Source organism: Kribbella sp. NPDC000426 (assembly GCF_040300265.1).
GTDB lineage: Bacteria > Actinomycetota > Actinomycetes > Propionibacteriales > Kribbellaceae > Kribbella.
Map to the genome: position 1 here is coordinate 701,906 of NZ_JBEPDK010000005.1, position 21,087 is coordinate 722,992.

At 68.7% G+C, this 21,087-nt stretch carries 25 protein-coding genes and 1 tRNA gene; 10 read left to right on the forward strand and 16 right to left on the reverse strand.

Features of this window, described 5'->3' with window-relative positions; genetic code table 11:
* Positions 1–84 precede the first annotated feature (84 nt).
* Entirely contained in the window at positions 85–507 is a 423-nt protein-coding gene (locus tag ABT313_RS27600) for a MarR family winged helix-turn-helix transcriptional regulator (RefSeq protein ID WP_350859793.1), read from the forward strand.
* Positions 504–1,199, forward strand: coding sequence for an alpha/beta fold hydrolase (locus ABT313_RS27605; RefSeq protein ID WP_350859796.1), 696 nt, complete (start codon positions 504–506; stop codon positions 1,197–1,199). The genes ABT313_RS27600 and ABT313_RS27605 overlap by 4 nt, the downstream gene beginning before the upstream one ends.
* Here the strand turns inward: ABT313_RS27605 and ABT313_RS27610 are convergent.
* Together ABT313_RS27610 and ABT313_RS27615 are read right to left on the reverse strand one after the other, a co-directional pair.
* Positions 1,171–1,368, reverse strand: coding sequence for a hypothetical protein (locus ABT313_RS27610; RefSeq protein ID WP_350859799.1), 198 nt, complete (start codon positions 1,366–1,368; stop codon positions 1,171–1,173). The genes ABT313_RS27605 and ABT313_RS27610 overlap by 29 nt on opposite strands.
* A gap of 25 nt (positions 1,369–1,393) precedes the next feature.
* A complete protein-coding gene (locus tag ABT313_RS27615; protein WP_350859802.1) occupies positions 1,394–1,591 on the reverse strand; it encodes a metallophosphoesterase family protein in 198 nt (65 codons plus the stop codon).
* Between the two features lie 147 nt (positions 1,592–1,738).
* Between ABT313_RS27615 and ABT313_RS27620 the strand changes: the two genes are divergently transcribed.
* Complete coding sequence (locus ABT313_RS27620; RefSeq protein WP_350859805.1) at positions 1,739–1,945, forward strand: hypothetical protein; 207 nt, start codon at positions 1,739–1,741, stop codon at positions 1,943–1,945.
* 157 nt (positions 1,946–2,102) lie between these two features.
* On the opposite strand, the gene ABT313_RS27625 is transcribed toward ABT313_RS27620, so the two are convergent.
* From ABT313_RS27625 to ABT313_RS27645, 5 genes are all read right to left on the reverse strand, one after another.
* On the reverse strand, positions 2,103–2,621 hold the full coding sequence (locus ABT313_RS27625) for a YciI family protein (RefSeq protein ID WP_350859808.1): 519 nt from the start codon (positions 2,619–2,621) through the stop codon (positions 2,103–2,105).
* The gene (locus ABT313_RS27630; protein ID WP_350859811.1) at positions 2,618–3,706 is read right to left on the reverse strand and encodes a hypothetical protein; all 1,089 of its coding nucleotides are present in this window, start codon (positions 3,704–3,706) and stop codon (positions 2,618–2,620) included. Before ABT313_RS27630 ends, ABT313_RS27625 begins: the two co-directional genes overlap by 4 nt.
* A 65-nt stretch (positions 3,707–3,771) precedes the next feature.
* Entirely contained in the window at positions 3,772–5,928 is a 2,157-nt protein-coding gene (locus ABT313_RS27635; RefSeq protein WP_350859814.1) for an outer membrane protein assembly factor BamB family protein, read from the reverse strand.
* 42 nt (positions 5,929–5,970) lie between these two features.
* The gene (locus ABT313_RS27640) at positions 5,971–9,378 is read right to left on the reverse strand and encodes a phosphodiester glycosidase family protein (RefSeq protein WP_350859817.1); all 3,408 of its coding nucleotides are present in this window, start codon (positions 9,376–9,378) and stop codon (positions 5,971–5,973) included.
* Positions 9,379–9,489: 111 nt separating this feature from the next.
* Complete coding sequence (locus ABT313_RS27645; RefSeq protein WP_350859820.1) at positions 9,490–9,846, reverse strand: YciI family protein; 357 nt, start codon at positions 9,844–9,846, stop codon at positions 9,490–9,492.
* 98 nt (positions 9,847–9,944) lie between these two features.
* Between ABT313_RS27645 and ABT313_RS27650 the strand changes: the two genes are divergently transcribed.
* Positions 9,945–10,331 (forward strand): hypothetical protein, encoded by a 387-nt coding sequence (locus ABT313_RS27650; RefSeq protein WP_350859823.1) that lies wholly within the window; start codon positions 9,945–9,947, stop codon positions 10,329–10,331.
* Here ABT313_RS27650 and ABT313_RS27655 read toward each other — a convergent pair.
* From ABT313_RS27655 to ABT313_RS27665, 3 genes are all read right to left on the reverse strand, one after another.
* Complete coding sequence (locus tag ABT313_RS27655; RefSeq protein WP_350859825.1) at positions 10,321–10,596, reverse strand: YggT family protein; 276 nt, start codon at positions 10,594–10,596, stop codon at positions 10,321–10,323. The genes ABT313_RS27650 and ABT313_RS27655 overlap by 11 nt on opposite strands.
* 66 nt (positions 10,597–10,662) lie before the next feature.
* Complete coding sequence (locus ABT313_RS27660; protein WP_350859828.1) at positions 10,663–10,995, reverse strand: DUF1330 domain-containing protein; 333 nt, start codon at positions 10,993–10,995, stop codon at positions 10,663–10,665.
* Positions 10,996–11,227: 232 nt separating this feature from the next.
* Positions 11,228–11,310: transfer RNA gene (locus ABT313_RS27665), tRNA-Tyr, on the reverse strand.
* A gap of 82 nt (positions 11,311–11,392) precedes the next feature.
* Here ABT313_RS27665 and ABT313_RS27670 point away from each other — a divergent pair.
* Positions 11,393–11,884, forward strand: coding sequence for a YajQ family cyclic di-GMP-binding protein (locus tag ABT313_RS27670; RefSeq protein WP_350859831.1), 492 nt, complete (start codon positions 11,393–11,395; stop codon positions 11,882–11,884).
* Between the two features lie 67 nt (positions 11,885–11,951).
* Complete coding sequence (locus tag ABT313_RS27675; RefSeq protein WP_350859833.1) at positions 11,952–12,890, forward strand: phosphotransferase enzyme family protein; 939 nt, start codon at positions 11,952–11,954, stop codon at positions 12,888–12,890.
* On the opposite strand, the gene ABT313_RS27680 is transcribed toward ABT313_RS27675, so the two are convergent.
* Both ABT313_RS27680 and ABT313_RS27685 read right to left on the reverse strand, forming a co-directional pair.
* A complete protein-coding gene (locus tag ABT313_RS27680) occupies positions 12,874–14,151 on the reverse strand; it encodes a vanadium-dependent haloperoxidase (protein ID WP_350859836.1) in 1,278 nt (425 codons plus the stop codon). The two genes, ABT313_RS27675 and ABT313_RS27680, sit on opposite strands and share 17 nt — an antisense overlap.
* The gene (locus ABT313_RS27685) at positions 14,148–14,426 is read right to left on the reverse strand and encodes a hypothetical protein (RefSeq protein WP_350859839.1); all 279 of its coding nucleotides are present in this window, start codon (positions 14,424–14,426) and stop codon (positions 14,148–14,150) included. The genes ABT313_RS27680 and ABT313_RS27685 overlap by 4 nt, the downstream gene beginning before the upstream one ends.
* A gap of 160 nt (positions 14,427–14,586) precedes the next feature.
* Here ABT313_RS27685 and ABT313_RS27690 point away from each other — a divergent pair, with 160 nt between their 5' ends.
* Positions 14,587–15,339: a response regulator transcription factor gene (locus ABT313_RS27690; protein ID WP_350859842.1), complete on the forward strand. Its 753-nt coding sequence runs from the start codon at positions 14,587–14,589 to the stop codon at positions 15,337–15,339.
* On the opposite strand, the gene ABT313_RS27695 is transcribed toward ABT313_RS27690, so the two are convergent.
* A complete protein-coding gene (locus tag ABT313_RS27695) occupies positions 15,336–16,070 on the reverse strand; it encodes a hypothetical protein (protein ID WP_350859845.1) in 735 nt (244 codons plus the stop codon). The genes ABT313_RS27690 and ABT313_RS27695 overlap by 4 nt on opposite strands.
* Positions 16,071–16,080: 10 nt before the next feature.
* A complete protein-coding gene (locus tag ABT313_RS27700) occupies positions 16,081–16,872 on the reverse strand; it encodes a helix-turn-helix domain-containing protein (RefSeq protein WP_350859848.1) in 792 nt (263 codons plus the stop codon).
* Positions 16,873–16,973: 101 nt separating this feature from the next.
* Here ABT313_RS27700 and ABT313_RS27705 point away from each other — a divergent pair, with 101 nt between their 5' ends.
* Positions 16,974–17,840 carry a phytanoyl-CoA dioxygenase family protein gene (locus ABT313_RS27705; RefSeq protein WP_350859851.1) on the forward strand — a complete coding sequence of 289 codons (867 nt, stop codon included), beginning with the start codon at positions 16,974–16,976 and terminating at the stop codon, positions 17,838–17,840.
* Positions 17,837–18,133, forward strand: a complete 297-nt coding sequence (locus tag ABT313_RS27710) for a hypothetical protein (RefSeq protein WP_350859853.1) — start codon at positions 17,837–17,839, stop codon at positions 18,131–18,133. The genes ABT313_RS27705 and ABT313_RS27710 overlap by 4 nt, the downstream gene beginning before the upstream one ends.
* On the opposite strand, the gene ABT313_RS27715 is transcribed toward ABT313_RS27710, so the two are convergent.
* Entirely contained in the window at positions 18,130–19,698 is a 1,569-nt protein-coding gene (locus ABT313_RS27715; protein ID WP_350859856.1) for a GNAT family N-acetyltransferase, read from the reverse strand. The genes ABT313_RS27710 and ABT313_RS27715 overlap by 4 nt on opposite strands.
* Positions 19,699–19,717: 19 nt before the next feature.
* On the opposite strand from ABT313_RS27715, the gene ABT313_RS27720 reads away from it, so the two are divergent.
* A complete protein-coding gene (locus tag ABT313_RS27720; RefSeq protein ID WP_350859859.1) occupies positions 19,718–20,569 on the forward strand; it encodes an arylamine N-acetyltransferase family protein in 852 nt (283 codons plus the stop codon).
* Here the strand turns inward: ABT313_RS27720 and ABT313_RS27725 are convergent.
* A complete protein-coding gene (locus ABT313_RS27725) occupies positions 20,553–21,029 on the reverse strand; it encodes a hypothetical protein (RefSeq protein WP_350859862.1) in 477 nt (158 codons plus the stop codon). The genes ABT313_RS27720 and ABT313_RS27725 overlap by 17 nt on opposite strands.
* Positions 21,030–21,087 lie beyond the last annotated feature (58 nt).

Below are 21,087 nucleotides of genomic sequence, written 5' to 3' on the forward strand. Positions count from 1 at the left end.
TCTCAGATAGTTCGAACACCTAAACAGTAGCACTGCGAACTATCTATCCTGCGAACTATCCGGCCACCGGACTACCATGGGGTCATGGTGACGACGACGGCTCGGGATTCCGACCTCGCGAGTGCGCTGGTCCAGACGATGCACCGGCTGCAGGACCTGCACGCCGAGACGAGCCGGCCGCTCGGCCTGACCCCGCAGCAGGCCCATCTGCTGTGCGTCCTGATCACCGGCCCGCTCGGCATGACCGAGCTCAGCCGGATCCTGAGCATCGAGCGCTCGAGCCTGACGAGCATGGTCGACCGCCTCGAACGCCGCGACCTCGTCGCCCGCGTCGCCGACCCCGCCGACCGCCGCGCCTGCCGCATCGAGCTCACCGCCGCCGGCAAGGACCTCGCCCACCAGTGCCACGACGCGGTCGTCGACCGCATCCAGGACCTGACCACCGACCTCCCAGCCACCACCCGCACAACCCTCACCAAGGCCCTGCAGTCGATCCTCGCCCAATGACCTACCGGTACGCCGAACTCGCCGGCGCCCGCATCGCCTACCGGGCAAGCGGTTCCGGCCCGGCGCTCGTACTGATGAAGAACAACCGCCGCCCACCGGATTTCCCGATCGCCGACCAGCTCGCCCAGCAGTTCCGCGTGCTACAGATCCACCCGGTCGGCTTCGGCGCCGCGGACCGCCCCGACGAGTACGACATCGGCAACATCGGCGGCCAGGTCCGCACGGTCCTCGACCACGAGGGCATCGACCGGTTCGCGATCTGGGGTTTCTCCCAGCCGGCCTGCATGTCCGCGATCGCTGCCTGCTCGACGGATCGCGCGACCGCGCTCGTCATGGGCGGCGTCACGCCGATCGGCTTTCCGACCGACGGCGAGATGCGGCGACTGGAGCGCGAGCCGCGACTCCCTCGGCCCGCGCTCGAGTTCTGGCGGAGTTACCGCACCTACGACTGGCACCACGAGCTCCGGCTCTACTCGGGCGTGAAGATCGCCTACATCGGCACCGAGGACCCGGCGATCCGCCGGCTCCGCAAGCTAAAGCCGGTGCTGGAAGGCATCGGCTTCACCTACCTCGAGTTCGACGGGCTGACCCATGCCACCTGTGGTTTGGGCGACGCGTCGGCAGCTGGCCGGCGCGTCGCCCGGGCCGTGGTGGATTGCTTGATCAGCCGCGGCGTGGGCGTTTCAGGGTGAAGGACTCGAACTCTGATAGTTCGCCGCCGGGGCCGAGTACGTCGTAGTACGTGACCGCCATCGTGGTCTGGCCGTCGGGGTGGCCGGGGTCGACCGTGAAGGCTGCGAAGCCGTACGGGTGGGCGGCGTTGCGGGAGGCGGACCAGGGGGCCGGCTCCTGGACGTACACCGGCGGACGTTTGCCCGTGGTCGGATCAGGTGCGCGGGGTCAGCGTCTGGTTGGGCTGCTGGCCGCGGATCGGGTGCGAGCGCTCGTAGTGGTGCTCGTGCCCGCAGACGACGAGGTCGACGCCGTACTTGTCGAACAGCGGTACCCATTCCTGCCGGATGCCGAGGTCGGCGCCGTTGGCCTGGTCCGCGCTGCTGACCACGACCTGGTGCATGCAGACCACGATCCAGTCGATGCCGCGGTCGGCATTCGTTGCCTTGAGCTCCTTTTCGAGCCAGGCCTTCTGCGCGCCTTCGAAGTACCCGCGGACGTAGCTGTTGCCGCCGTCCGCACGCGGTCATCGGCCAGGTTCGCGTAGCAGAGGTCTCCGTTGAACAGGTGGAACAGCGGCCGGACCCGCTCCACCCCTGCGGTCACGTCACCCGCGGCCGGCGAGCCGAGGTTGTCGTTCACGAACGGCGGGTTCGGGATCGCCACGCCGGCCGGCGGTACGTACACGTACTCGTTGTCCGCCCGCAGCCGGCTGATCCGGGCATGGTGGGCGTACACGTTCTGCCCGGACTTGGCGTCGGTGTAGCTGGTGCTGACCGCGGTCACGGTCCGCTCGAAGTCCCCGTCCGGACCGCCCAGCAGGACGCCGACCCGGGGTGTGGTGACCGGGTCGGCGGCCGGCGCTCTTCGTCATCGATCACCTCTCCACGCTGGGCGTGGGAGGTGAATCCGGGACCAATTCGCTACCGCCTGCCGCCGAACTCCCAGGGATGTACTTCGGCGTCCTCGGCCTCCACCAGTACGGCGGCAGCCGCGGCGTCGGGCGCCTCGACCAGCGCCGCCCGGCCCACGTGCGTGTCGCCGTCGAGCAGGTCGCCGTACACGATGAGGTGGTCCGAGGTCAGCGGTCGCGGGCCGTCCTTGGTGCGGACGAGGTAGCGGCCGAGGCCCTCGACCGCGGTCGCGAACTCCCACATCGTGCGGCCGGTGAGGTTGCGGAAGCGGTACAGCTCGACCGTCTCGAACGCGCCGCCGACGTAGTACGGCTCGTCGTACGCGAAGGTCTTGAGCGCCTCGTCGTCCGGGAGGTCGACGATGTGCAGGCTGCCGGTCGACTCCTCGCGGTCCTCGGTGAGCGTCGGGCCGCGGGCGACCAGCTCCTCGGCGTACCGGTCCATGAAGGCCCAGTGCTCCTCGGTCAGCCGGCCCTTCAGGTCGCCGGTGCCGGCCCGATCGCGGCCGTGGACGAAGTACTGCGTCACTTGCCGGCCAGGTGCAGGCGCAGGATCGTGTCGTAGTCGACGATCTCGACACCCGGCACGGGCACCACCGTCTCCTGGCTCGGCACGATCAGCAGCTGCCGCGGGTCGGCGACGTCGACGTCGTACTTCGACTTCACCTGGGAGCGGTTGTCCGCGGCGCTCAGGTACTCCGTGTAGCGCGCTAGCTCGGCGGCGCTGTCGAGGACCGGCGTCCGGAACGAGCGGCGGCGCTTCTTGCCGTTGACGACGTCGACGACCGGGAGCTCGAGGCGGCCGACGATGTGGCGGCCGTCCTCACGCTCGAGGATGAAGTCGGGCTGCAGGTCGTCGAGCGACGGCTGCCGCAGCAGGCGGGTCGCGCCGAACGCCGACAGCAGGATGCTCTCGTGCTTGCCGAGGAACTCGTCGACGGTGGAATCCTGCAGGCCGTGGGCGAGGTACGTGCTCGCGAACGCGTCCGCCTTCAGCTCGGCCGGGTCGACCGGCAGGCTGATCGTGCCGATCGGGTCCAGGTGGGGCTGGGAGTTGGAGTAGTTCCGCAGGAAGTCCAGGTACTTGTCGACCGGCTCCGAGCGGTGGATCGCCAGCGCGAAGAACACCCAGTGCGCGCGCAGGGAGTCGCCGCCGCCGTGCACCAGCAGCGTCCGGTCGAAGGTCGAGTAGTTGCCGGGCGCGAACCGCAGCAGCTCGTCCGCCGGGCCGACCAGCTCGTTGCCCAGCATGTTCACGGCCGTCGGGAACCGCTTGTCGAGCGAGTTCCGCCCGGCCTCGGTCGCGACCGTCGCGTCCTTGAACCAGTTCTGCCCCTCGAGGTTCGCGACCACGGTGCCGCCGTCGCCGACCCCGAAGTACTCCTCGACGCTCGCGCGCTTCTGCCGCCGTACTTCGAGGCTCCGGTACTCGCGGCTCAGTCCGACCAGCTCGAGGATGTTCCAGTCCGGCGTCTCGGTCAGCACCATCATCCGCGGGAACAGCATCGGCCCGGGCAGCTCACCCCGGTGGCTCACCGGCAGGTGCCCGGCCGCCTCCTTCAGGTGCTCCCCCCAGAACTGCGCGTTCACCTTCACGAACTCAGTGGGTTTCATTGCTCTCCTCGCTCGGACACTCCGTCATAACCGACAACTCCCGCCCAAGCAGACCCTATTCCCCGCTAGCGGAGTGCGATCAACCCGTCCTCGCCGTCGACCAGGACCAGATTCCCGGCCGCCCGGACGCCTCGCCCGCACAGGACCGACTCGTCCAGTGGGTAGTAGGCGACCGCGCCGTCGGCGACGATCGCGAGCCGGCAGGTCCCGCCGTCGTACGGACCGGTCAGCACCACGTCCCCGTCCGTCGTGACGGCGTACGCCTGGCCGAACCCGACCTGCACCGGGGTCGTCGACACCGCCTGTCCACTGCGGGCATCGACGATCTGTACGACGCTGTCGGTCCGGTTCTGCGTACCGCTCGGACAGCTGACCAGTACGACGTGGTCGCCGGACGCCTGCACCTGGACCGGGCAGGTCCAGTCCGACGGGATGTCCGTCTGCCACTTGACGTCGCCGGAATGCGGATCGACGCCGACCAGCGGACCGTGGGCGGACTCGAGACCGGCAACGAGCCCGCCTGCCGTCTGCAGGTCGTCCAGTGAGCCGTGGTGCGCCCAGAGCTTCTTGCCGTTCTTCAGATCGAGACCGACGAGCTGGTCGGCGTCGCTGCCGCAGCTGTGGTTGAGCTCGACGACAACCCTGTCCGCGGTGGCGGTCGCGCCGATGCCGGTGCAGCGGCCGGGCTCGTACGTCCACCGGTTCGAGCCGTCGGTGTTCGTCCCGTACAACTTGTCGGAGCCCTTGCTGACCGACTTGCCGGTGACAAGCGGATCGTTGTCGTCGATGTCGTAGTCCCGGGTGCTCGCGGGCCACGCGGCTGTGCGTTTGCCCGTGTCCGCGTCGAGGGCGACGTACCCGAGGTCGTCGTACGACGCGAGCACCTGCCGGCCGCCGTCCAGGGCGTAGAGGTGCGCGGCGTCGTCGGTGTCGGCGCGGGTGTACCGCCAGCGCGAGGCGCCGGTCGCGGGGTCGAGCATCTCGACAGTGCCGCGACCGCGGGCGATCGCGATGCCATGCGCGGTCGCGACCAGGTTCTGCACGTTGCCCGGGCTGGTCCAGAGCGGTCCGCCGGCGAAGGCTGTACGGGCGTCGAGGTTGGCGGGTTGATGCGAGCCGTCGAGGTACTCGTTCGCGCTGAACAGATACGCGCGCTGGAGCGGGTCGATGACGAGAAGGACGGCGAGAACGACGACGATCACTGCACCGCCGCCGGCGAGCAGCTGGCCGCGGTTCCTGCTCTCGCTGCGGGCGAAGGTGGTGGCTGCGACGGCTGCAGCGCCGGCGACAACAAGGAGGACCGACAGGATCATCAAGAGCGGGACCCGTTGGCCGACTCCCGATGCACCGTTGGTGTCCGGAGTGGTGAGCCAGACGACCAGGGCCCCAACGACTCCGACGGCGGCCGGGGCAGCCGCCATGACGCGGGCGTTCCGGCGTACGGCGCTGTAGACGACGGCGACAGCGGCCAGCGCGGCGAGCATCAGTACGACCGCGCCCCAGACCGAGTCACCGCTGTACGCCGGAACACGCCAGGGCGCCCGTACCGCGGCCACTCCGGCGACGAACGCGACCAGCGCCGCGAGAACCGCCGTCACCGCCAGACCCGCTCGCTGCCAGCCGCGCCACGGATGCGGCGTCATACCGTCGAGGGTGATGAGTTCCTCGGCGAGATTGGCGCGGGCCGCCGTCTCGTAGCGGTCATAGGCCAGCTGCGTCCGGTAGATGCGGTCCGCTGCGAGCAGCGCCTCGGCCCGTTGCTTGTTGCGCGGGTCGTACTGCGTGTCGCGGCGTACTTCGGACGCGTGGGTCGGATAGCGCGGATCGGCGTACACGGAGTTGACGGCGTCGAGCAGAACCTCACCGTTGGGGTCTGTCCCGCTGACCTGCGGGCTCCCGGTCAGCCGGACGAGTCGAGCGATCTCGGCCGTGCGGACCGGGCTCACGTCGTACTTAGGCAACAGCTCCTCGGCGAGCCGCGCCGACGCATCCGCGTCATCCGCGGGCGAGTTTCCCTTGGTGTGCTCGGCGCGGTGGAACCACGCCGCCAGCCGGACCGCGACCGGGTCGGTGCACAACTGCTCCAGCGCGCCGAAGGCCGTGAGTACGCCGGTGAGATACCGCTCGCGGTAGGCGACGCGCTTCCCGCCGTACCGTCGGATCACCTCGTCTCTCAGGGCCTCAGGCAACGACTCGTCCCAGAACTCCCGAAGACCGGCCACCTGTCGATCCTGACAGACGGCCGGTCCTCGGCAGGTGCGTGCTCAGCCGCGGGCGACCGTGATCGTGGTCGAGGTGGTGATCGGCGCCAGCGACGCGTCACCGGCGTACGGGCGCATGGAGTCGTTCGTGACCGACACGGTGACGGTGCCGGGACGCAGTGCCGTCAGGATGCGGGTGGCCGGGTCCAGTACGGCGATCTTCCCGGCGGACCGCGCCTTCTTGATCGCGTCCGCCCCGGATCCGATGGCCAGACCGGACGAGCCGCTCCAGTGCACCGACATCGGGTAACGCAGCGGTACGACGCGAGTACCGGTGCCGACGCCCTCCGGCTGGACGATGCTGCCGCTGAGCTGGGTGGTCGTTCCGGCCGGCACCGAGGCCGGAGCGTTCAGCGTGATCGACTGCGCGAACGCCCGTACGTCGGCCTCGAGCCACTGCTGGTCGGCGGCCTTGTGCGAGTCGATCGACCAGTCGACCCATCCGGTGAAGCCGCCGCGGTCCGGCGTACCGTACGGGTCCTTGCCGGACGACGGGAGCACCGTGTACGGCACACCCTCGACGCGGTGGACGTTGGCGACCTGTGCGTGCGAGCCGACCATCGCCGCGCCCTTGTCGGTCCTGCCGCGGAAGTCGGTCAGCATCTTCTCGATCAGCGCGACCTCGTCGCGGTCACCGAGCTGGCTGGCCTTGGTCTCCTCCGGGTCGTCGACCGGGTGATGCGCGAAGACCATCACGTTGTGGATCGACTTGTCGCGGGCGGCCGTGTCCAGCGCCACCTTCAGCATCGGGAGCTGGTCCCACGCCGACGTACGCAAGGTGCCGAGCGAGCTGGCCAGCAGGATGAAGCGGGTGCCCTTGTGGTCGAACGTCCGGTAGGGCTGGCCGAACTCCTTGGTGAAGTTGGTCAGGTCCTGCTGGACGTTGTTGAGCCCGTACGACTCGTGGTTGCCCGGCACGTAGTAGCACGGGACCGTCGGACCGTGCGGGGTGCTGTTCGGCGGCGGCTCGTGTCCGACCGGGATCAGGTCGCATCCCGCGTCGGTGAGGACCTTGCGCGCGAGCGACAGATCCTCCGGCAGCCCGCGGTCGGTGATGTCGCCGTTCAGGACGACGAGGTCCGGGTGGGTCTTGCGGATCCGGGCGAGCGCCGCGGTCGCGACCTGCGACAGGGCCGGGTTGTCGGCGGTGAACTGGACGTCCGACAGCGTCGCGAACTTCCACGTATCGCTTTGCAGCTTGCCGTCCGCCGAGATGAGCGGGTCGGCGACCAGGTCGGGCTGGGCCGGCAGGTCGACCGACGTCGGTACGTCGGCCTCGAACCGGTCCAGGACGAACGTGCCCGCCTTCTGCTGGGCGACCGCGGTATTGATCCCCTGGAACGACGAGATCGAGATCGGGTACGCCGTGTTCGCCGGCAGCGTCCAGGTGATCGTCTGGTAGTCCGGGCTCGCCTTCAGCCCCGGCCCGTACACGCCGAGCGACTTGCCGTTGCCGTCGATGAGACCGAGGTAGTCCAGCCCGCTCGGTACGTCGATGCTCGACTTGATCCGGAGTCGCAGCCGCAGCGGCTGACCCGGGATCTGGATCCGGTTCGCGGCGCCGTTCGCCGAGATCCCGACGTTCCGCATCGCGGGGAAGTCGATGCGCAGCCCGTCAGGGTCGACCGAGCGGGTGGTGGCCGCGGTGCTGTTGTTGTTCCACCGGCTGAGTACGTCGTCGTCGAACTCGTAGACGACCTTCGTCTGCACGCCGACCGTGATCGGCAGCTTGACCTGCTTGCCGGCGGCGGACACGGTCAGGACTGTGCCGGCGCTGGTGAGCGGCGTGATCTTGAGCTTGCCGTCGACCGGCTGCACGTCGACCACCGCGTGGTCGTAGTCGAGCTTGAGGTCACGCGGGTCGATCGGGGCCGTGTAGCCCTGTCCGTCGCGACCCGTGACGGCGACCGTTGCGGCATTGGCCGCGGTCGGCTCGGTCAGGGACAGCTTGTCGGTCGACAGTTCCACGCTTGCCAGCGGTCCGAGTACGGCGACGGTCTGCGAGGCGTGGACCTTGCCGTACGTCGTACTAACCGTGATCGGACCGCGCGTGCCGACCGTGAGCGAGCCGTCCTTGATGCTGCCGCCCTTCGCCTTCCAGACAAGCTTCCTCGGGTCAGGCGTGACCGGGGTCAGGTGGTTGTCGACAGCCTTCACGGCCAGTCTGCGGTGCATGCCCGGGAAGACCTTGAGGCCGCCGTCCGCGGCGGCCTGGCCCGCGCCCGGCTTCAGTAGCAGTTCGTCGACCTTGCCGTCGCCGGGGCGGACGAAGACGCCGACGCCGTTGGGGTCGTTGCGCTCCTGGCCGTCCGACGGGGTGTTGCGGACCGAGACACCGTCCTCGCCGAGGGCACGCGCGACCATCGTCGTCGAGCCGCCGCCGTCGAGGTTGACCGCGGTCTCGACGCCGCGGGCCGCGAGTTCCTGGGCCTCGCGGTCGATGCCGATCCCGCCCTTGCCGGTGCCGCCCGGGCCGTCCCAGGTAGCTAGTACGAGGGTGCGGCCGCCGTTCTTGAAGCCGAGCGCGGTCCGCGGGGCGATGGACGTGTCGAGACCGGGCACGACCTGGCCCTTGCTGACGATCGTGCCGCCCTGGCCGAGCGCGAACTTCATCGTCTTCGCGACATCGTCGGCGAGCTCGTAGTGCAGCGTCAGCGGGTCACCCGGCTGCAGCGCCCGGAGCGCGGTCGCGGCGGCGTCGCGGCCGACGAGGTAGAAACCGTCTGCCGGGATCGGGCCGGAGCCGGCTGTCGGGCTCACGCTCACGACCTTGTTGTTCTGGACGAGTACTTCGGCGAGGTCGGTGACGCCGGTGAATCCGCGGCCGCGGCTGTACTCGCCCCAGGCAGAGGTGTACGCGACCAGGCCGTTCGCCGGGACTCCGCCGCCGTTGGCAGCGTTGAGAGTCAGCACCTTGTGGTCGGTGCCGGCGAACGTCGCGGTCGCGTCCACAGCCAGATCGACCAGCTGCGCGATGCCGTCCTTGCTGACCCCGACGTGCTGACGGCCGCCGGCATCGGCGGACTTGATCAGCTGACCGTTCTGGACCTCACCACCGAGGGCGGCGTTGCTGTTGCCGATGTCGAAGAACTCGCCGTTGACGCCGGCGACCGCGCCGGCCTTGTCGGCGGAGACGCTCAGCGGACCGCCCGATGCGACCGGGCCGGAGGTGAGCAGATCGGTGTTGACCGCCTTGTCGGCGAGATCGATGCTGAGGTACTGCGCGTCGACCCAGCCGCGCTGATCGACGCTCTTGACGTGATTCAGCGCGATGCCGGGACCGACGCGTTCGGTCGTGTTGACCAGGGCGAGTCCGCCGGCCGGCGCGTCGGCGGCGTACCCGAGCGCCGGAACAGACGACAGGGCCGCGACGGCCAGGATGCCGGTCGCGAAACGATGAGGAGATTTCACTCCGCCACGGTCGACCCGCGTGGCAACGCCCCGGTTAACCGTTGACGACACGGTCGAGTCAACCCGTAGACCAGTTACCCGCGTCCTCGCTCACGCTCGCGGTCGACCGGTCTAGGCTTCGTCTGGATGGTGCCCGAACAGGCGTACCTCCTGCGGCCACCCGCAGGCCTCCGCGACCTTGCCGGCCCACATCTTGGCGACCTCGTCATCGGGCACGTCCACCACGGTGAGCCCGCCGAGGAACTCCTTGGACTCGACGTACGGCCCGTCGGTGAGCAGCACTTCACCGCTGTTCGGGTCGGCGGTGTAGATCGGTCCGTCCTCCTCGAGTCCGCCGGCGAACACATACACGCCCGCCGCCTTCATCTCGTCCACCACGGCCTTGGCCAACGGCGCCCGCTGCCCGAACCACTCCGGCGTGTGGTCGCCCACCCACTGCTGGTTGAAGTAGATGAGGTACTCAGGCATGCCGTACTCCTTAACTAGGGCGAACCCCGCGTCCGCCTGCACCCACGCTACGAACGCCGTACCCCGAATCCGACAACCGACCCGAAAGTTTGCCCAACATGGCCCACTACCTCTTCAACCTCACTGAGAAGGACGCAGAAACCGGGCAGTCTCTCCCCGACCTGGCGGCAGCCTTCCTCCGCGACAACAGGTGGCCCGTCGACCCCACCGAGCCCCACGCCGAGGCACTCGCCCCCGGCGACCAGGTCCTCATCTACCTGGGCCCACCGCACCGCGTCTTCATAGCCAACGCGGAACTAGCGTCCCGGTGGACCGACGCCACCGTCGTACTGAGTCACATCGAACACTGGACGCCACCCGTCCCGATGGAAACCGTCCTCGCCCGGATCCCCCCGACCGAGAAGGCCAAAGAGGATTTCCCGATGGCGGTGGTCCGCATCACCGCCGTCGAATACGAATCCGCTCTGTCCGCAGCTACAACCTGAACGCGATCGACCGCAGAATCAGCGCCGCCACAAACACCACCGTGAACGCAAGATCAAACGCCACGGCCCCCGCCCGCACCGGCGGCAACCGCCGCCGCACCGGCGCAATCACCGGCTCCGTCCACGCATGCGTAACCCCTCGCACGCGCCCCACCCACTGGTTCCCGCCGGCCAACATCCCCGTCCAGTCCAGCACCATCCGCACGATCAACAGCAGGATGAACGCCGACAACACATACCCGACAAGGGCCCCGATGACGCTCATAACCCACACTCCTCCACCACGACCACCCGGCCGTCACCCCCAGTATCCCCACCCCGCCCAAGCCAGTCAGTCGAGTCCTTCAACAATCCGAAAGTCCCGCTCAACCCCATCCCCAAGCACAGCCAGCGCCTCCTGGTACGCCGCACTCTCCCGAGCCGCCACAGCCCGCTCAAAGCTCTCGAACTCAACCAGAACCGTACGCTCAGCAATCCCCCCGTCATACCCCAAAACCCGCTCCCCCCGAGACAAAAGCCGCCCCCCAAACTCCCGAACCACCGCCCCCGCCAACGGGTCGTAAGCAGCCACCTTCTCCCAATCCAAAACGGCCGTATAAACGCTGACCCAATACCCCTTAGCCACAAAACCCTCCAATGTCCCAACGACCAACCCAACCCACACCGGCCACCGAAAGCGCCAAACCCAACCCAAGCAGCTGACCAAACCGCCCAACCCAACCCAAACCGGTCACCGACCCGCCCAACCCAACCCAAGCCGCCGAGCGCAGCGAAGGCGCAGGGGGTGCGGGTGGCGGAGCCCCCGCTCCGCGGCGAGCGCAGCGAAGCCGCACAAATGACGAGGGCGAGGCGGTCAACGCAGGAAGCTGCGTGACACACCTCGCCCATCGCACTCGTGGCGGGTGCAGGGTTCGAACCTGCGTAGGCATACGCCGACAGATTTACAGTCTGCTCCCTTTGGCCGCTCGGGCAACCCGCCAGGGTGCTGCCGGTTCGTGAACCGGCGTGGGAGACGATACAACAGGTAGTGGCCCTGACAGCAAATCGGAAAGGATGTGCCCATGGCTTCGGAGTCCTCCTTCGACATCGTGAACAAGGTGGACCGTCAGGAGGTGGACAACGCCGTGAACCAGGCGGCGAAGGAGATCAGCCAGCGGTTCGACTTCAAGAACGTGGATGCCGGGATCAAGTGGTCCGGCGAGGCGATCGACATGCAGGCGAACACCGAGGAGCGGGTGAGCGCCGTCCTGGACGTGTTCAAGGACAAGCTGGTCAAGCGGCAGATCTCGCTCAAGGGGCTGGATGCGGACGAGCCGAAGCTGTCCGGGAAGATCTACAAGATCACCGCGACGATCGACGCCGGCATCACCCAGGAGAACGCGAAGAAGCTGTCGAAGCTGATCCGCGACGAGGGCCCGAAGGGCGTCAAGGCGCAGATCCAGGGCGAGGAGCTGCGCGTCTCCAGCAAGAGTCGCGACGACCTGCAGGCCGTACAGGCGCTGATCAAGGGCCAGGACCTCGACTTCGCCGTCCAATTCGTCAACTACCGCTGACCTGCCGCGCCCGCCACGCCCGGTAATCGGGTCGCACCCGAGCTGGTTGCCGGGCATGCTGGCGGGTGTGGGTGTGACGTTGTTGCGGAAGTGGTTGCTGGCGGACTTCGGGCTTGAGGTGGTGGAGCTCACACCGGTGGCGTACGGCGCTGACATCGCCGCGCAGGTGTGGAAGGCCGCTACGGCGACCAACACGTACGCCGTGAAGTGGAGCGCCGCCGGCACGAACACGGGTCATCAGGTGGCGGCGTTCCTCGCGGACAGCGGGCTGCCCGGCGTACCGGAGCTGATCCGGACCACCGAGGGCGGCCTGTGGTCGGTGCACGCGAAGAAGCGGCTGACGATCACGCCGTGGATCGACGGCGTACGGGCGGCGCAGTCCGGGCTGACGGACGAGCAGTGGTCGGAGTACGGCGCTCTCATCCGGCGGGTGCACGACTCGGAGCCGCCGCACCGCCTGCGGGATGCCCTGCCGAAACACAGCCACATCGACGCTCGGACGCCGGCGATCGCGGAGGAGGTCGGCAAGCGCCTCGAGACGCCCGAGGGTGAGGTCGAGGAGGAGTTGGCGGCCGTCTGGAAGCAGTTCGACCACGTCATCACCGACCTCCGAACCAACCGCCCACCGGCGCCGGAAGGCCCGCGGGTGATCTGCCACGGCGACCCGCACCTCGGCAACGTCCTGGTCGACGAGCACCTGCACCTGATCGACTGGGACGACGTCATCTACGCGCCCCGCGAGCAGGACCTGATGTTCATGCTCGGCGGCATGGGCGACGTCGGCCCGACCACGCCCGCCCAGCTGGAGGCGTTCCTCAACGGCTACGGCCCGCACGAGCTCGACCAGGACGCCATCCACTACTACCGCCACGTCAGAGCGTTCGAGGACGTCATCGGCTGGGCCCACCAGGCCATCACCGGCCCCGACGAGTCCTATGCGCTGGCCGTGGTCAAGGGCATCCTCAACCACGGCCTGGCAGCTCTGGCGGTCAGTGCCGAGCGCTGATCCAGCCAGCAACCCGGGTGCCTAGGGCGTCGCCGTCTGTCATCGAGTGGCGGAAGTGGAGGCCTGAGGCGATGCGGGCTTCTTGTACGTCGGCTCGTACCGCGGGCAGGTTTGGATACACCCGCGTCGTACCGGTGACCACACTGGACATTTCCAGACGTACCTGTGACGTGTGGAAGAACGCCTGCAATGCCCCGGCCACACCAGCCGTGAAGCAAGCATGCCCAGACGGGTACTCCGGGTGGTTCCCGTTCAGCAGCGACTGCCAACTCGGATCGGCTTCGGTCAGCGGGTTGCCGTCCGTGTCACCACGCTGCACAGCATGGACCGGCCGCCACGACAGATAGTGGAACTTCGCGTCCCAGCACGCGATCACCGAGTCACCCGCCGACACATGTGCCAGCGCGAGCATGTTCGCAGCACCAGACAGTGACAGGTGCCTGTCCCGCGCCAGCTGCAACAAGGCGCGGCTCCACTGCTGTGCGGTCTGCTCGGACCAGAACAGCGCTGTCTCGGTCTGCCAAGCAGTCCGGGTCACACTGTCCTTCCGGCCGACCGAAGCAACCTCAGCCACATCTCGTGCGTACCTCTTGCTCGTCAATGCATCCGGCCCGCCCGGCCGGAACTGCGCCCGGTACCGGAGCGCCAGCGGCCGGACCTGCGTCAGCACGATGTCCACCGGCGGCGTCGGCAGCGTCGGCTCCCACACACCCGGCCCCGGCGTCCGCTGCACATAGGGCACGGTGTTCCCAAGCCCGTCCCCAGCACGCCACGCCAGCACTGCGGCCGCCACCGACTGCCCCAACGCCACACCGCGGTCCTTCGCGCGCCCAGCCGGCACACCGGCCAGATAGTCGGCGTACGTCGAGTCCAGCCCAGACGCATTGGGTACGCGAGCCCGCAACACGTCGTACGCCGCCGTAGCAACTGCCGCCGCAGCCGACGCCCGCCGATCAGGCCGTACGGCGACCTTGAACGGCCGGCCATATCCCAGCCCAGCAACCGTGTCCGCGATCGCGACATGCACGATCCCGAGCAACACCTCCGAGCTGGCCGGCGGCCGACCAGCCACGATCGTCTGCGTAGCGATCCGACTCCACTCCAGCACCGGCCCAGCGCCGCCAACCCCAGCCGAGCCACCCCCGGCCGAGCCAGCCTCAGCCGAACCCACCCCGGCAGAGCTAGCCGGCGGCGACAGCCCGACGGTCAACAGCAACGCTCCGGCGACCAGCACCGCGACCCGACGAGGCAGCAGTCTCATGAGATCCCCTGCGCAGGCCGGTGCAGGACGAAGGCGGTCAGCACCGACGCGATGACGGCCGCACACAGCATCAGACCGATCACCTGCAGTGTGGACGGCCCCACCGTGTGAACGATTGACGGCGCGACATTCGACGTCGGGTCGCTCGACGGCACCGCAGCAGCGGGATGCCCGGACGGATCACGCGGTTGCATGGCGAACGCCGTACCCGGCAAGGCCACCGCGGACAGGACCAGCGTGACCACCAGCGCGGCAAGACGAGTCAGTAGTTTCATGGTCGTTCCTTCCCGAGAACGAGCGGCGCGATACCGCCCGCATCCACCGTTGCCGCGGCCGGACCCGGCGGGCCATACGCAGTTCGGCGTATTGCCCCGCGTCGGATCGGGCCTAGGCTGAATTCCAGGGGAGGGGCAGGGAGGGGCAGGGAGGGCAGCCATGGAACAGCTGACGGTCACCGAACGCGATCTGCGCCGGATGCTCGACGTCGTCGACCGCGAGCGATGGGGCGGCGCCGGGCAGGAGTTCCCGCGGGAGGTACTCCGCGCGCTCCACGAGCTGATCCCGGCCGACGACATCACGTTCCAGGTGAGCCGGCCGCACGACCGCGTCTTCATCGGCCTGGAGGAGCTGACCGACCTGCCTCCGGAGGACGAAGAGGACGGCTGGGAGGACCTGTTCTGGAAGCTGTACTGGCGACACAAGACCTGTAGCCGACCCCAGGTGACCGGTGACCACGAGAGCGTCTGGATGATGTCCGACTACCTGTCCGTGCGTCAGCTGGTGAACAGCGAGGAAGGGCTGTGGGACCGGATGCACGGCGTACGCAGCGAGATCGCCGTGCCGTTCCCGGAGCACGACGGCGAGGACCGCCGGATGCTCCTGTTCCGGACTACCGGGCCCGCGTTCTCCGAGCGCGAGCGCCTGATCCTGCAGCTGCTCAGGCCGCACCTGGTCGACATCCGCCGGGACCTGGAGCGCCGCCGCGCGGGCATCCCCGATCTGACCAGCCGTCAGTGGGAGCTGCTACGCCTGGTCGCGGCCGGCCACAGCAACACCCAGATCGCCCGCCGGCTGTTCGTTGCCGAGGGCACCGTTCGCAAGCACCTGGAGAACATCTACGAGCGACTCGGCGTGAACAGCCGCACCGCGGCGGTAGCTACCGCGTTCCCGGTCGCCGATACGGCTTAGGCGTGACGCAGCCAGATGTTCGGTTCGACGTACGTGCCGCGGTCGGCGTCGCGGTCGACATCGAGCGTGGTGAGGCCGGCCGGGATCGTGTAGGTGCCGGATGACGGGAACAGCATGGAAGTCCACTGCTCCCACTCGGCGACCGTGCCGGTCATGGTCTGCGACGCGGGCGCCGGAGCCAGCAGCTTCGCGCCGAGGCGGACATGCGTGCGGAGCCAGGGGTCCAGAGGCAGCCCATCCGGACGGGTCCAGGTCATGAAGGTGTCGATGGGAGTGAGCGGGTAGCTCGACTTCAGGGTCGGGCGGACCGGCGCGATGACCTGCGGGAGCCCGTTGGCGACCGCACGGTCGCGGACGGCAGTGATGACTCGGCCGGCGTGGCCCTGCCCCTGCTCGTCGGAACGTACGGCGGCCGCCATCAGCACGAAGGTGTTCGGTACGACGCCCTCCTCGTACGACGTCACCGAGCGCGCCAGCGAATCCGTGAAACCGCCCGGCAGATCCGCGACCGTCCCGTCCCACGCGATCGGCACTCCCCAGCACCCCGCGATCAGCCGCTCCTCGGACGTCACCAGGTAGAACTCCCACTGCGGGAAGTACTGCACGCGGCGATCCCGGTACGGCTTCACGCCTTCGTCGTGGAAGATGAACTCCGGCCACTCCTCGACGAAGCGCTGCTCGGCCTCTTCGTCGTACTGCGGACCGTCGGCGGCCGGGATCAGCTCATACATGCCTGGAACGCTAGCCCGCCGAGGTGGCACCGGCCACCGTATTGAGCACCGCATTACGCACCGCGCGTGGCGACCCGCCGAGCTCGCGGTGACAGGTCTTGTTGAAGGCCTGCAGGTCCGCGATCCCTACCGATGCGGCCACCGCGGGGATGGACAGCGTCGAGGACACCAGGAGGTGCCGGGCGCGGTTCATCCGGCGCTTGCGGATGTAGGCGATGACTGTCTGACCGGTCTCGTGCTGGAAGAGACGGGTCAGATGGTTGTGCGAGACGCCGGCCAGCCGGGCCAGTGCGGGCACGGTCAGCGGTTGGGCGAGGTTCGCCTCGACGTACGCGATGGCAGCGGCGACAGCCGGGTGCCCGGTCTCGGTGGTTGCGGGCGTGAGGTCGGCGATGCGCCACAGCGCCGTCCAGACCTCGGCCGTGGTGCGGCCGGAGCCGGACGGGGACGACTCGATGGCGGACCGCAGCAGCGTGGACAGCAGAGGTGCGATCGCGGCCGCGTCCTGTACGACGGGTACATGCGACGGCTGGCCGGACACACGCGGCCGGAAGTGGGCGTAGAGGTGCTCCGAGCGACCCAGGTAGTCGAACTGCACCGACGCTCCGGCCGGCGTGAGAGAGACGCAGCCCGGAGTGACGGCGTAGGTGGTGCCGTCGACCGTCAGATCGGCTGTGTAGTTGTAGACGTGCAGCTGCCAGAGGTCCGGCAGGCGGAAGACATCCCGGCGCTTGTGCACCCCGTGGATCCCGGCGCCGACGTTCACGACTTCCGGCGGAGCGGCCAGATGCAGCTCGATCATGGTGAGAAATTACCACTAGTGGTGATCACAGCCCACGCGAGACAACGCTGTCGAAACTTACGCTGGAGGAGTAGTAACCACTACCCACCATGGGAGTCTTGATGCCCCATCCGCATCGCAAGCACCTGCTCACCTCGGTCCAGATGGCGCACTTCGTCGCCACCGGCGCGTTCCGGATGGACGCCGTCGTACCGGACGACATGAACCAGCAGGCGATCGAGGTCCTGAAGAACGGCATCCCGGGGGTCCCGTACGGCACCCCGCTGTCGGAGGCGTTCGCGGACAGCGAGTTCGTCCAGCGGCTGGTGGAGCTGCCGGAGGTCGCCGGCGCCATCCACAGCCTGGTCGGTCCCGAGCCGACCGTCGACCACCACGCCGTACACATCCGCAAGGCGCACGAGGGCGAGGCGCAGAACCTGCACGGTGACGCGATCATCGACGTCCGCACCGACGCCTTCGACGTCCAGCTGATGTACTACCCGCAGGACGTGACGCTCGAGATGGGCGGCACGCTCAGCGTTCCCGGCAGCCACCTGCGCCGGACCAACGAGTCCGACACCGGCCGCTACCAGAACCTGCTCGGCCAGACCCGCCTGGTCTGCCCGGCCGGCACCGTCCAGTTCCTGCACCACGGCATCTGGCACGGCGGCCGCAAGAACGACAGCAACATCGACCGCTACATGTTCAAGATCCGCTTCAACCCGACCGTCCGCCAGGTCCGGCTCTGGAACACCGACGACCTGTACGACGACGCCGTCGCGGCCGAGCTCGACCAGAGCTTCCCGTGGTACGAGAACGCGACCGGCCGGCTGGAGAAGTACAACCGCATCGTGATGTGGCGGGCGATCAGCGGCGACGACACCTACGACCCGAACTACTGGGTCACCCGCGTCTCGAACCGGCCGCAGCGCGTCGTCACCGACCGCGCCAACAACCCGCACGCCAAGGGCAAGAAGGAGATGGTATGACCGCCACGGCAGAGAACCCGGTGCAGACCGGACTGCGCCAGCAGGTGCTGGTGCTGTACCTGGCCTCCTCCGCGCTCGACGCGCGCGTGGTCGGCTGGTCGACGTACGACGGCACCGGCGAGACCCACCCCACCACGGGTGACTCCGACGAGCCGCCGTACACGACCGGACTCGACGCGCTCAAGGACGGCTGGCGGCTGTTCCAGGCGTCGCAGCTGAACCCGCCGTACCCGGGTCACGAGTACGACGTGTCGTTCCTCAAGCACGAGTTCTTCTTCGAGAAGCTCGTCTAGACAGGCAGGATGCAGACCGGCTTCGGCCAGCTGACCGGCTCACCTGTAGCGGTCAGCTTGCCGTCGTCGGCGATGCTGAAGGTCGCGATCTGGTCCGAGCGTTCGTTGGCGGCGTACAGCGTCCGCCCGTCGTTGCTGAAGGCAAGGTGTCGCGGCCAGTCGCCGCCGGAGCCGATGGTCTGCACCAGTTCCACCGACAGGCCGTCGGCCGCGGTCGCGAAGACCGCGATCGTGTTGTCGCCGCGGTTCGAGCCGTACAGGAACCGGCCGTCGGCGGAGATCAGCAGCTCGGCCGGGAAGTTCTCCCCCGGCGAGTCGGCCGGCCGGGTCGAGGCGGTCTGCACGGTCTGCAGCTTCCCGCCGGCGTAGCTGCAGACGGTCAGCGTCGAGTCGAGCTCGTTGATCACGTACGCCGCGCCCGCGGTCGGGTGGAACGCCAGGTGTCGCGGCCCCGCACCCGGGTGGATCCGCAGTTGGCCGACCTCCTTCAACTGCCCGTCCTCGGTCAGCGTCGACGAGTACACGGTGTCGGACCCGAGGTCGATGTCGAACACGTATTCACCGGCCGGGTCGAACGCGACCTGGTGGGCGTGCGGCCCTTCCTGGCGCTCGGCGTTCGGTCCGGTGCCGGAACGCTGGACGAAGTACGCCGTCTCGCCGAGCGAGCCGTCGTCGTTGATCGGGTGCACGGCGACCGACCCGGACGTGTAGTTGGCCGACAGCACGAACCGGCCGGACGGGTCGATGTTCACGTGGCAGGGGTGCACGCCGCCGGTCGGCTGCTGGTTGAGCAGCTCGAGGCCGCCGTCCGGCTGGATCGCGAACGCGGCGATCCGGCCGCTGTCCTCCTCGTCGGTCGAGTAGAGGAACCGCCCGTCCGCGGACCTGACCAGGAACGACGGGTCGGCGATCGTCGCCACGGTCTCGATCGCGTCCAGGGGTCCGAACGCGATCCCGTCCCCGCCGCCGGCCTGACTGGTGTAGCTCCCGACATAGATGCGCTCAGAAGTCATGGGCCCTACCCTGCCAGGTGATCGGGTATCGGGCACTCCCCTGTCCAAACCGTAGAGCGCCGATCCCCAGCCGAGGTCCGGGACCAGGACCTGCCATCCCAACCGCCGGTACAGCCGCGGCGCCGGACGGTCGTCGACGTACGTCGTGAGCAGGGCCTTGCGATGAGGCAGACCGGCCAGCAACGCCGTCATCAGCTCGGCGCCGAGGCCCTGGCGCTGGACGTCCGGGAGGACGGCGAGCTCGACGACCTCGAAGTGCCCGCCGATCCACTCGTCGGCGAGTTCGGCGGACACGACCGCGGCGACACGGTCCGGCCACCACTGGCCGAGCCGCCCGGTGAACCCGTACGCGAACCCGACCAGCCGGCCGTCCGCCCGCGCGGCAACCAGTCTGAAGTCCTCGCGGTCGGCATGGGTCGGCAGCTGGTCGGTGGCGAAATGCTCGGCGTCCGGCTCCTCGTCGTACCCGGGCGCCCCGAAGGCCGCGGCGAACACCTCGCCGAGCTCGGGAGCGATGGCCAGCGCGCCTGTCCGGTCCAGGGTCTCGATCACCTCGCCTAGCCTAGGGCGCATGGATACCACGGCGTTCCTGCAGCGGATCGGAGTCAGCGGGTACGACGGTCCGCCGCGGCTGGAGGCGTTGACGCGACTGCATGAGGCCTTCGTCGACCAGGTGCCGTACGAATCCATCCAGTACCAGCTGACGCCCGGCGGTCCACTGGAGCCGGAGGACGTGGCGAAGCGGATGATCGCGCGGGAGACCGGCGGGTACTGCTTCCAGATGAACGGGTCGTTCGCGCTGCTGCTGACGGAGCTCGGGTACGGCGTGCGGATGCACCGCGGCGGCGTACAAACGGCCAACCGTCCCGGCGGCGTCGACGCCAGCCACATGGTCCTCACGGTGACCGGGCTGATCGACGATCCGGACCGCGTCTGGCTCGTCGACGTCGGCCTTGGCGATGGTCTGAGGCAGCCGATGCCGCTCGAGGCCGGCGAGGTGTATCAGTACCCGTTCACACTGAGCCTCCGCCCGTCCGAGCTCACCGACGGCTGGCGCCTCGACCACGATCCCCGCGCGAACCTCATCGGCATGGACTTCGAGTCGGCGCCCGTCGGGCTGGACGCGTTTGCCGCCCAGCACGCCCGCCTGTCAACCGATCCCGCGTCACCCTTCGTCCGGCTCGCGTCCGCGTTCCGCCGTACGCCGAAGTCCGTCGTCGTACTCCGCTCCATCGGCCTCGCCGAGACGTCCGCCGACCGGATCGACAACACCCTCCTCGAAACCCCCGCCGACTACTTCGCCGCCCTCGCCGACGTCTTCGGCCTTTCGCTCCCCCACTACACGCCGGCCGACCGCGACCAGCTGTGGCGCCGAGTCTGGACGCAGTACGAGGACTTTCTGAGGGCTACTTCGTCGTCGTAAAGGCCGCGACGACGATGTCGCCCTCGGCGTACGTCAGAGTTGCCGTGTGCTGTGGGCCGCCCTGATCGCTCCAGCTGACCGCGGCGATTCCGCCGGCCACGCCGCCGGCGGTGCCGCCGCCGCTGCGGCTGACGTCGGTGCCGTTCTGGCTCAGCGAGATGTAGCCGTGGGAGTCGGTGAGCTTGAGCGTGCCTTTTGCGACTGTCGCCGTGAACTTGTCGCCGTTGAGGTTGAGGACGGCCTTCGTGCGGATCATCACCTCGCAGGTGCCGTCGACGCAGGCCTTGTAGTTCTGGCCGTCCTTCGCCGGCGGGATGGGCGGGACGGGGGTTGGAGGCTGCTGGCTCGGGCTGATGATCGGTGACGCCGACGGACTTGCAGCTGTCGTGCTGGTCTGCGGAGTGCCGGCGCTGTCCTTGGAGCTCCCGCAGGCGACCAAGGTCGCGAGCAGGCCAGTCACTAGAAGTCCTCGTGCGATCACGCAGTACACGCTAGTCACCGACGGGACCGCCGCTGGG

Excerpts from the sequence above, each read along its gene's own strand:
- ABT313_RS27600 (WP_350859793.1), top strand. The coding sequence starts at position 85 with ATGGTGACGACGACGGCTCGGGATTCCGACCTCGCGAGTGCGCTGGTC.
- ABT313_RS27605 (WP_350859796.1), top strand. The coding sequence starts at position 504 with ATGACCTACCGGTACGCCGAACTCGCCGGCGCCCGCATCGCCTACCGG.
- ABT313_RS27630 (WP_350859811.1), bottom strand. The coding sequence starts at position 3,706 with ATGAAACCCACTGAGTTCGTGAAGGTGAACGCGCAGTTCTGGGGGGAG.
- ABT313_RS27645 (WP_350859820.1), bottom strand. The coding sequence starts at position 9,846 with ATGCCTGAGTACCTCATCTACTTCAACCAGCAGTGGGTGGGCGACCAC.
- ABT313_RS27650 (WP_350859823.1), top strand. The coding sequence starts at position 9,945 with ATGGCCCACTACCTCTTCAACCTCACTGAGAAGGACGCAGAAACCGGG.
- ABT313_RS27655 (WP_350859825.1), bottom strand. The coding sequence starts at position 10,596 with ATGAGCGTCATCGGGGCCCTTGTCGGGTATGTGTTGTCGGCGTTCATC.
- ABT313_RS27670 (WP_350859831.1), top strand. The coding sequence starts at position 11,393 with ATGGCTTCGGAGTCCTCCTTCGACATCGTGAACAAGGTGGACCGTCAG.
- ABT313_RS27680 (WP_350859836.1), bottom strand. The coding sequence starts at position 14,151 with ATGAGACTGCTGCCTCGTCGGGTCGCGGTGCTGGTCGCCGGAGCGTTG.
- ABT313_RS27685 (WP_350859839.1), bottom strand. The coding sequence starts at position 14,426 with ATGAAACTACTGACTCGTCTTGCCGCGCTGGTGGTCACGCTGGTCCTG.
- ABT313_RS27690 (WP_350859842.1), top strand. The coding sequence starts at position 14,587 with ATGGAACAGCTGACGGTCACCGAACGCGATCTGCGCCGGATGCTCGAC.
- ABT313_RS27695 (WP_350859845.1), bottom strand. The coding sequence starts at position 16,070 with ATGTATGAGCTGATCCCGGCCGCCGACGGTCCGCAGTACGACGAAGAG.
- ABT313_RS27700 (WP_350859848.1), bottom strand. The coding sequence starts at position 16,872 with ATGATCGAGCTGCATCTGGCCGCTCCGCCGGAAGTCGTGAACGTCGGC.
- ABT313_RS27705 (WP_350859851.1), top strand. The coding sequence starts at position 16,974 with ATGCCCCATCCGCATCGCAAGCACCTGCTCACCTCGGTCCAGATGGCG.
- ABT313_RS27710 (WP_350859853.1), top strand. The coding sequence starts at position 17,837 with ATGACCGCCACGGCAGAGAACCCGGTGCAGACCGGACTGCGCCAGCAG.
- ABT313_RS27720 (WP_350859859.1), top strand. The coding sequence starts at position 19,718 with ATGGATACCACGGCGTTCCTGCAGCGGATCGGAGTCAGCGGGTACGAC.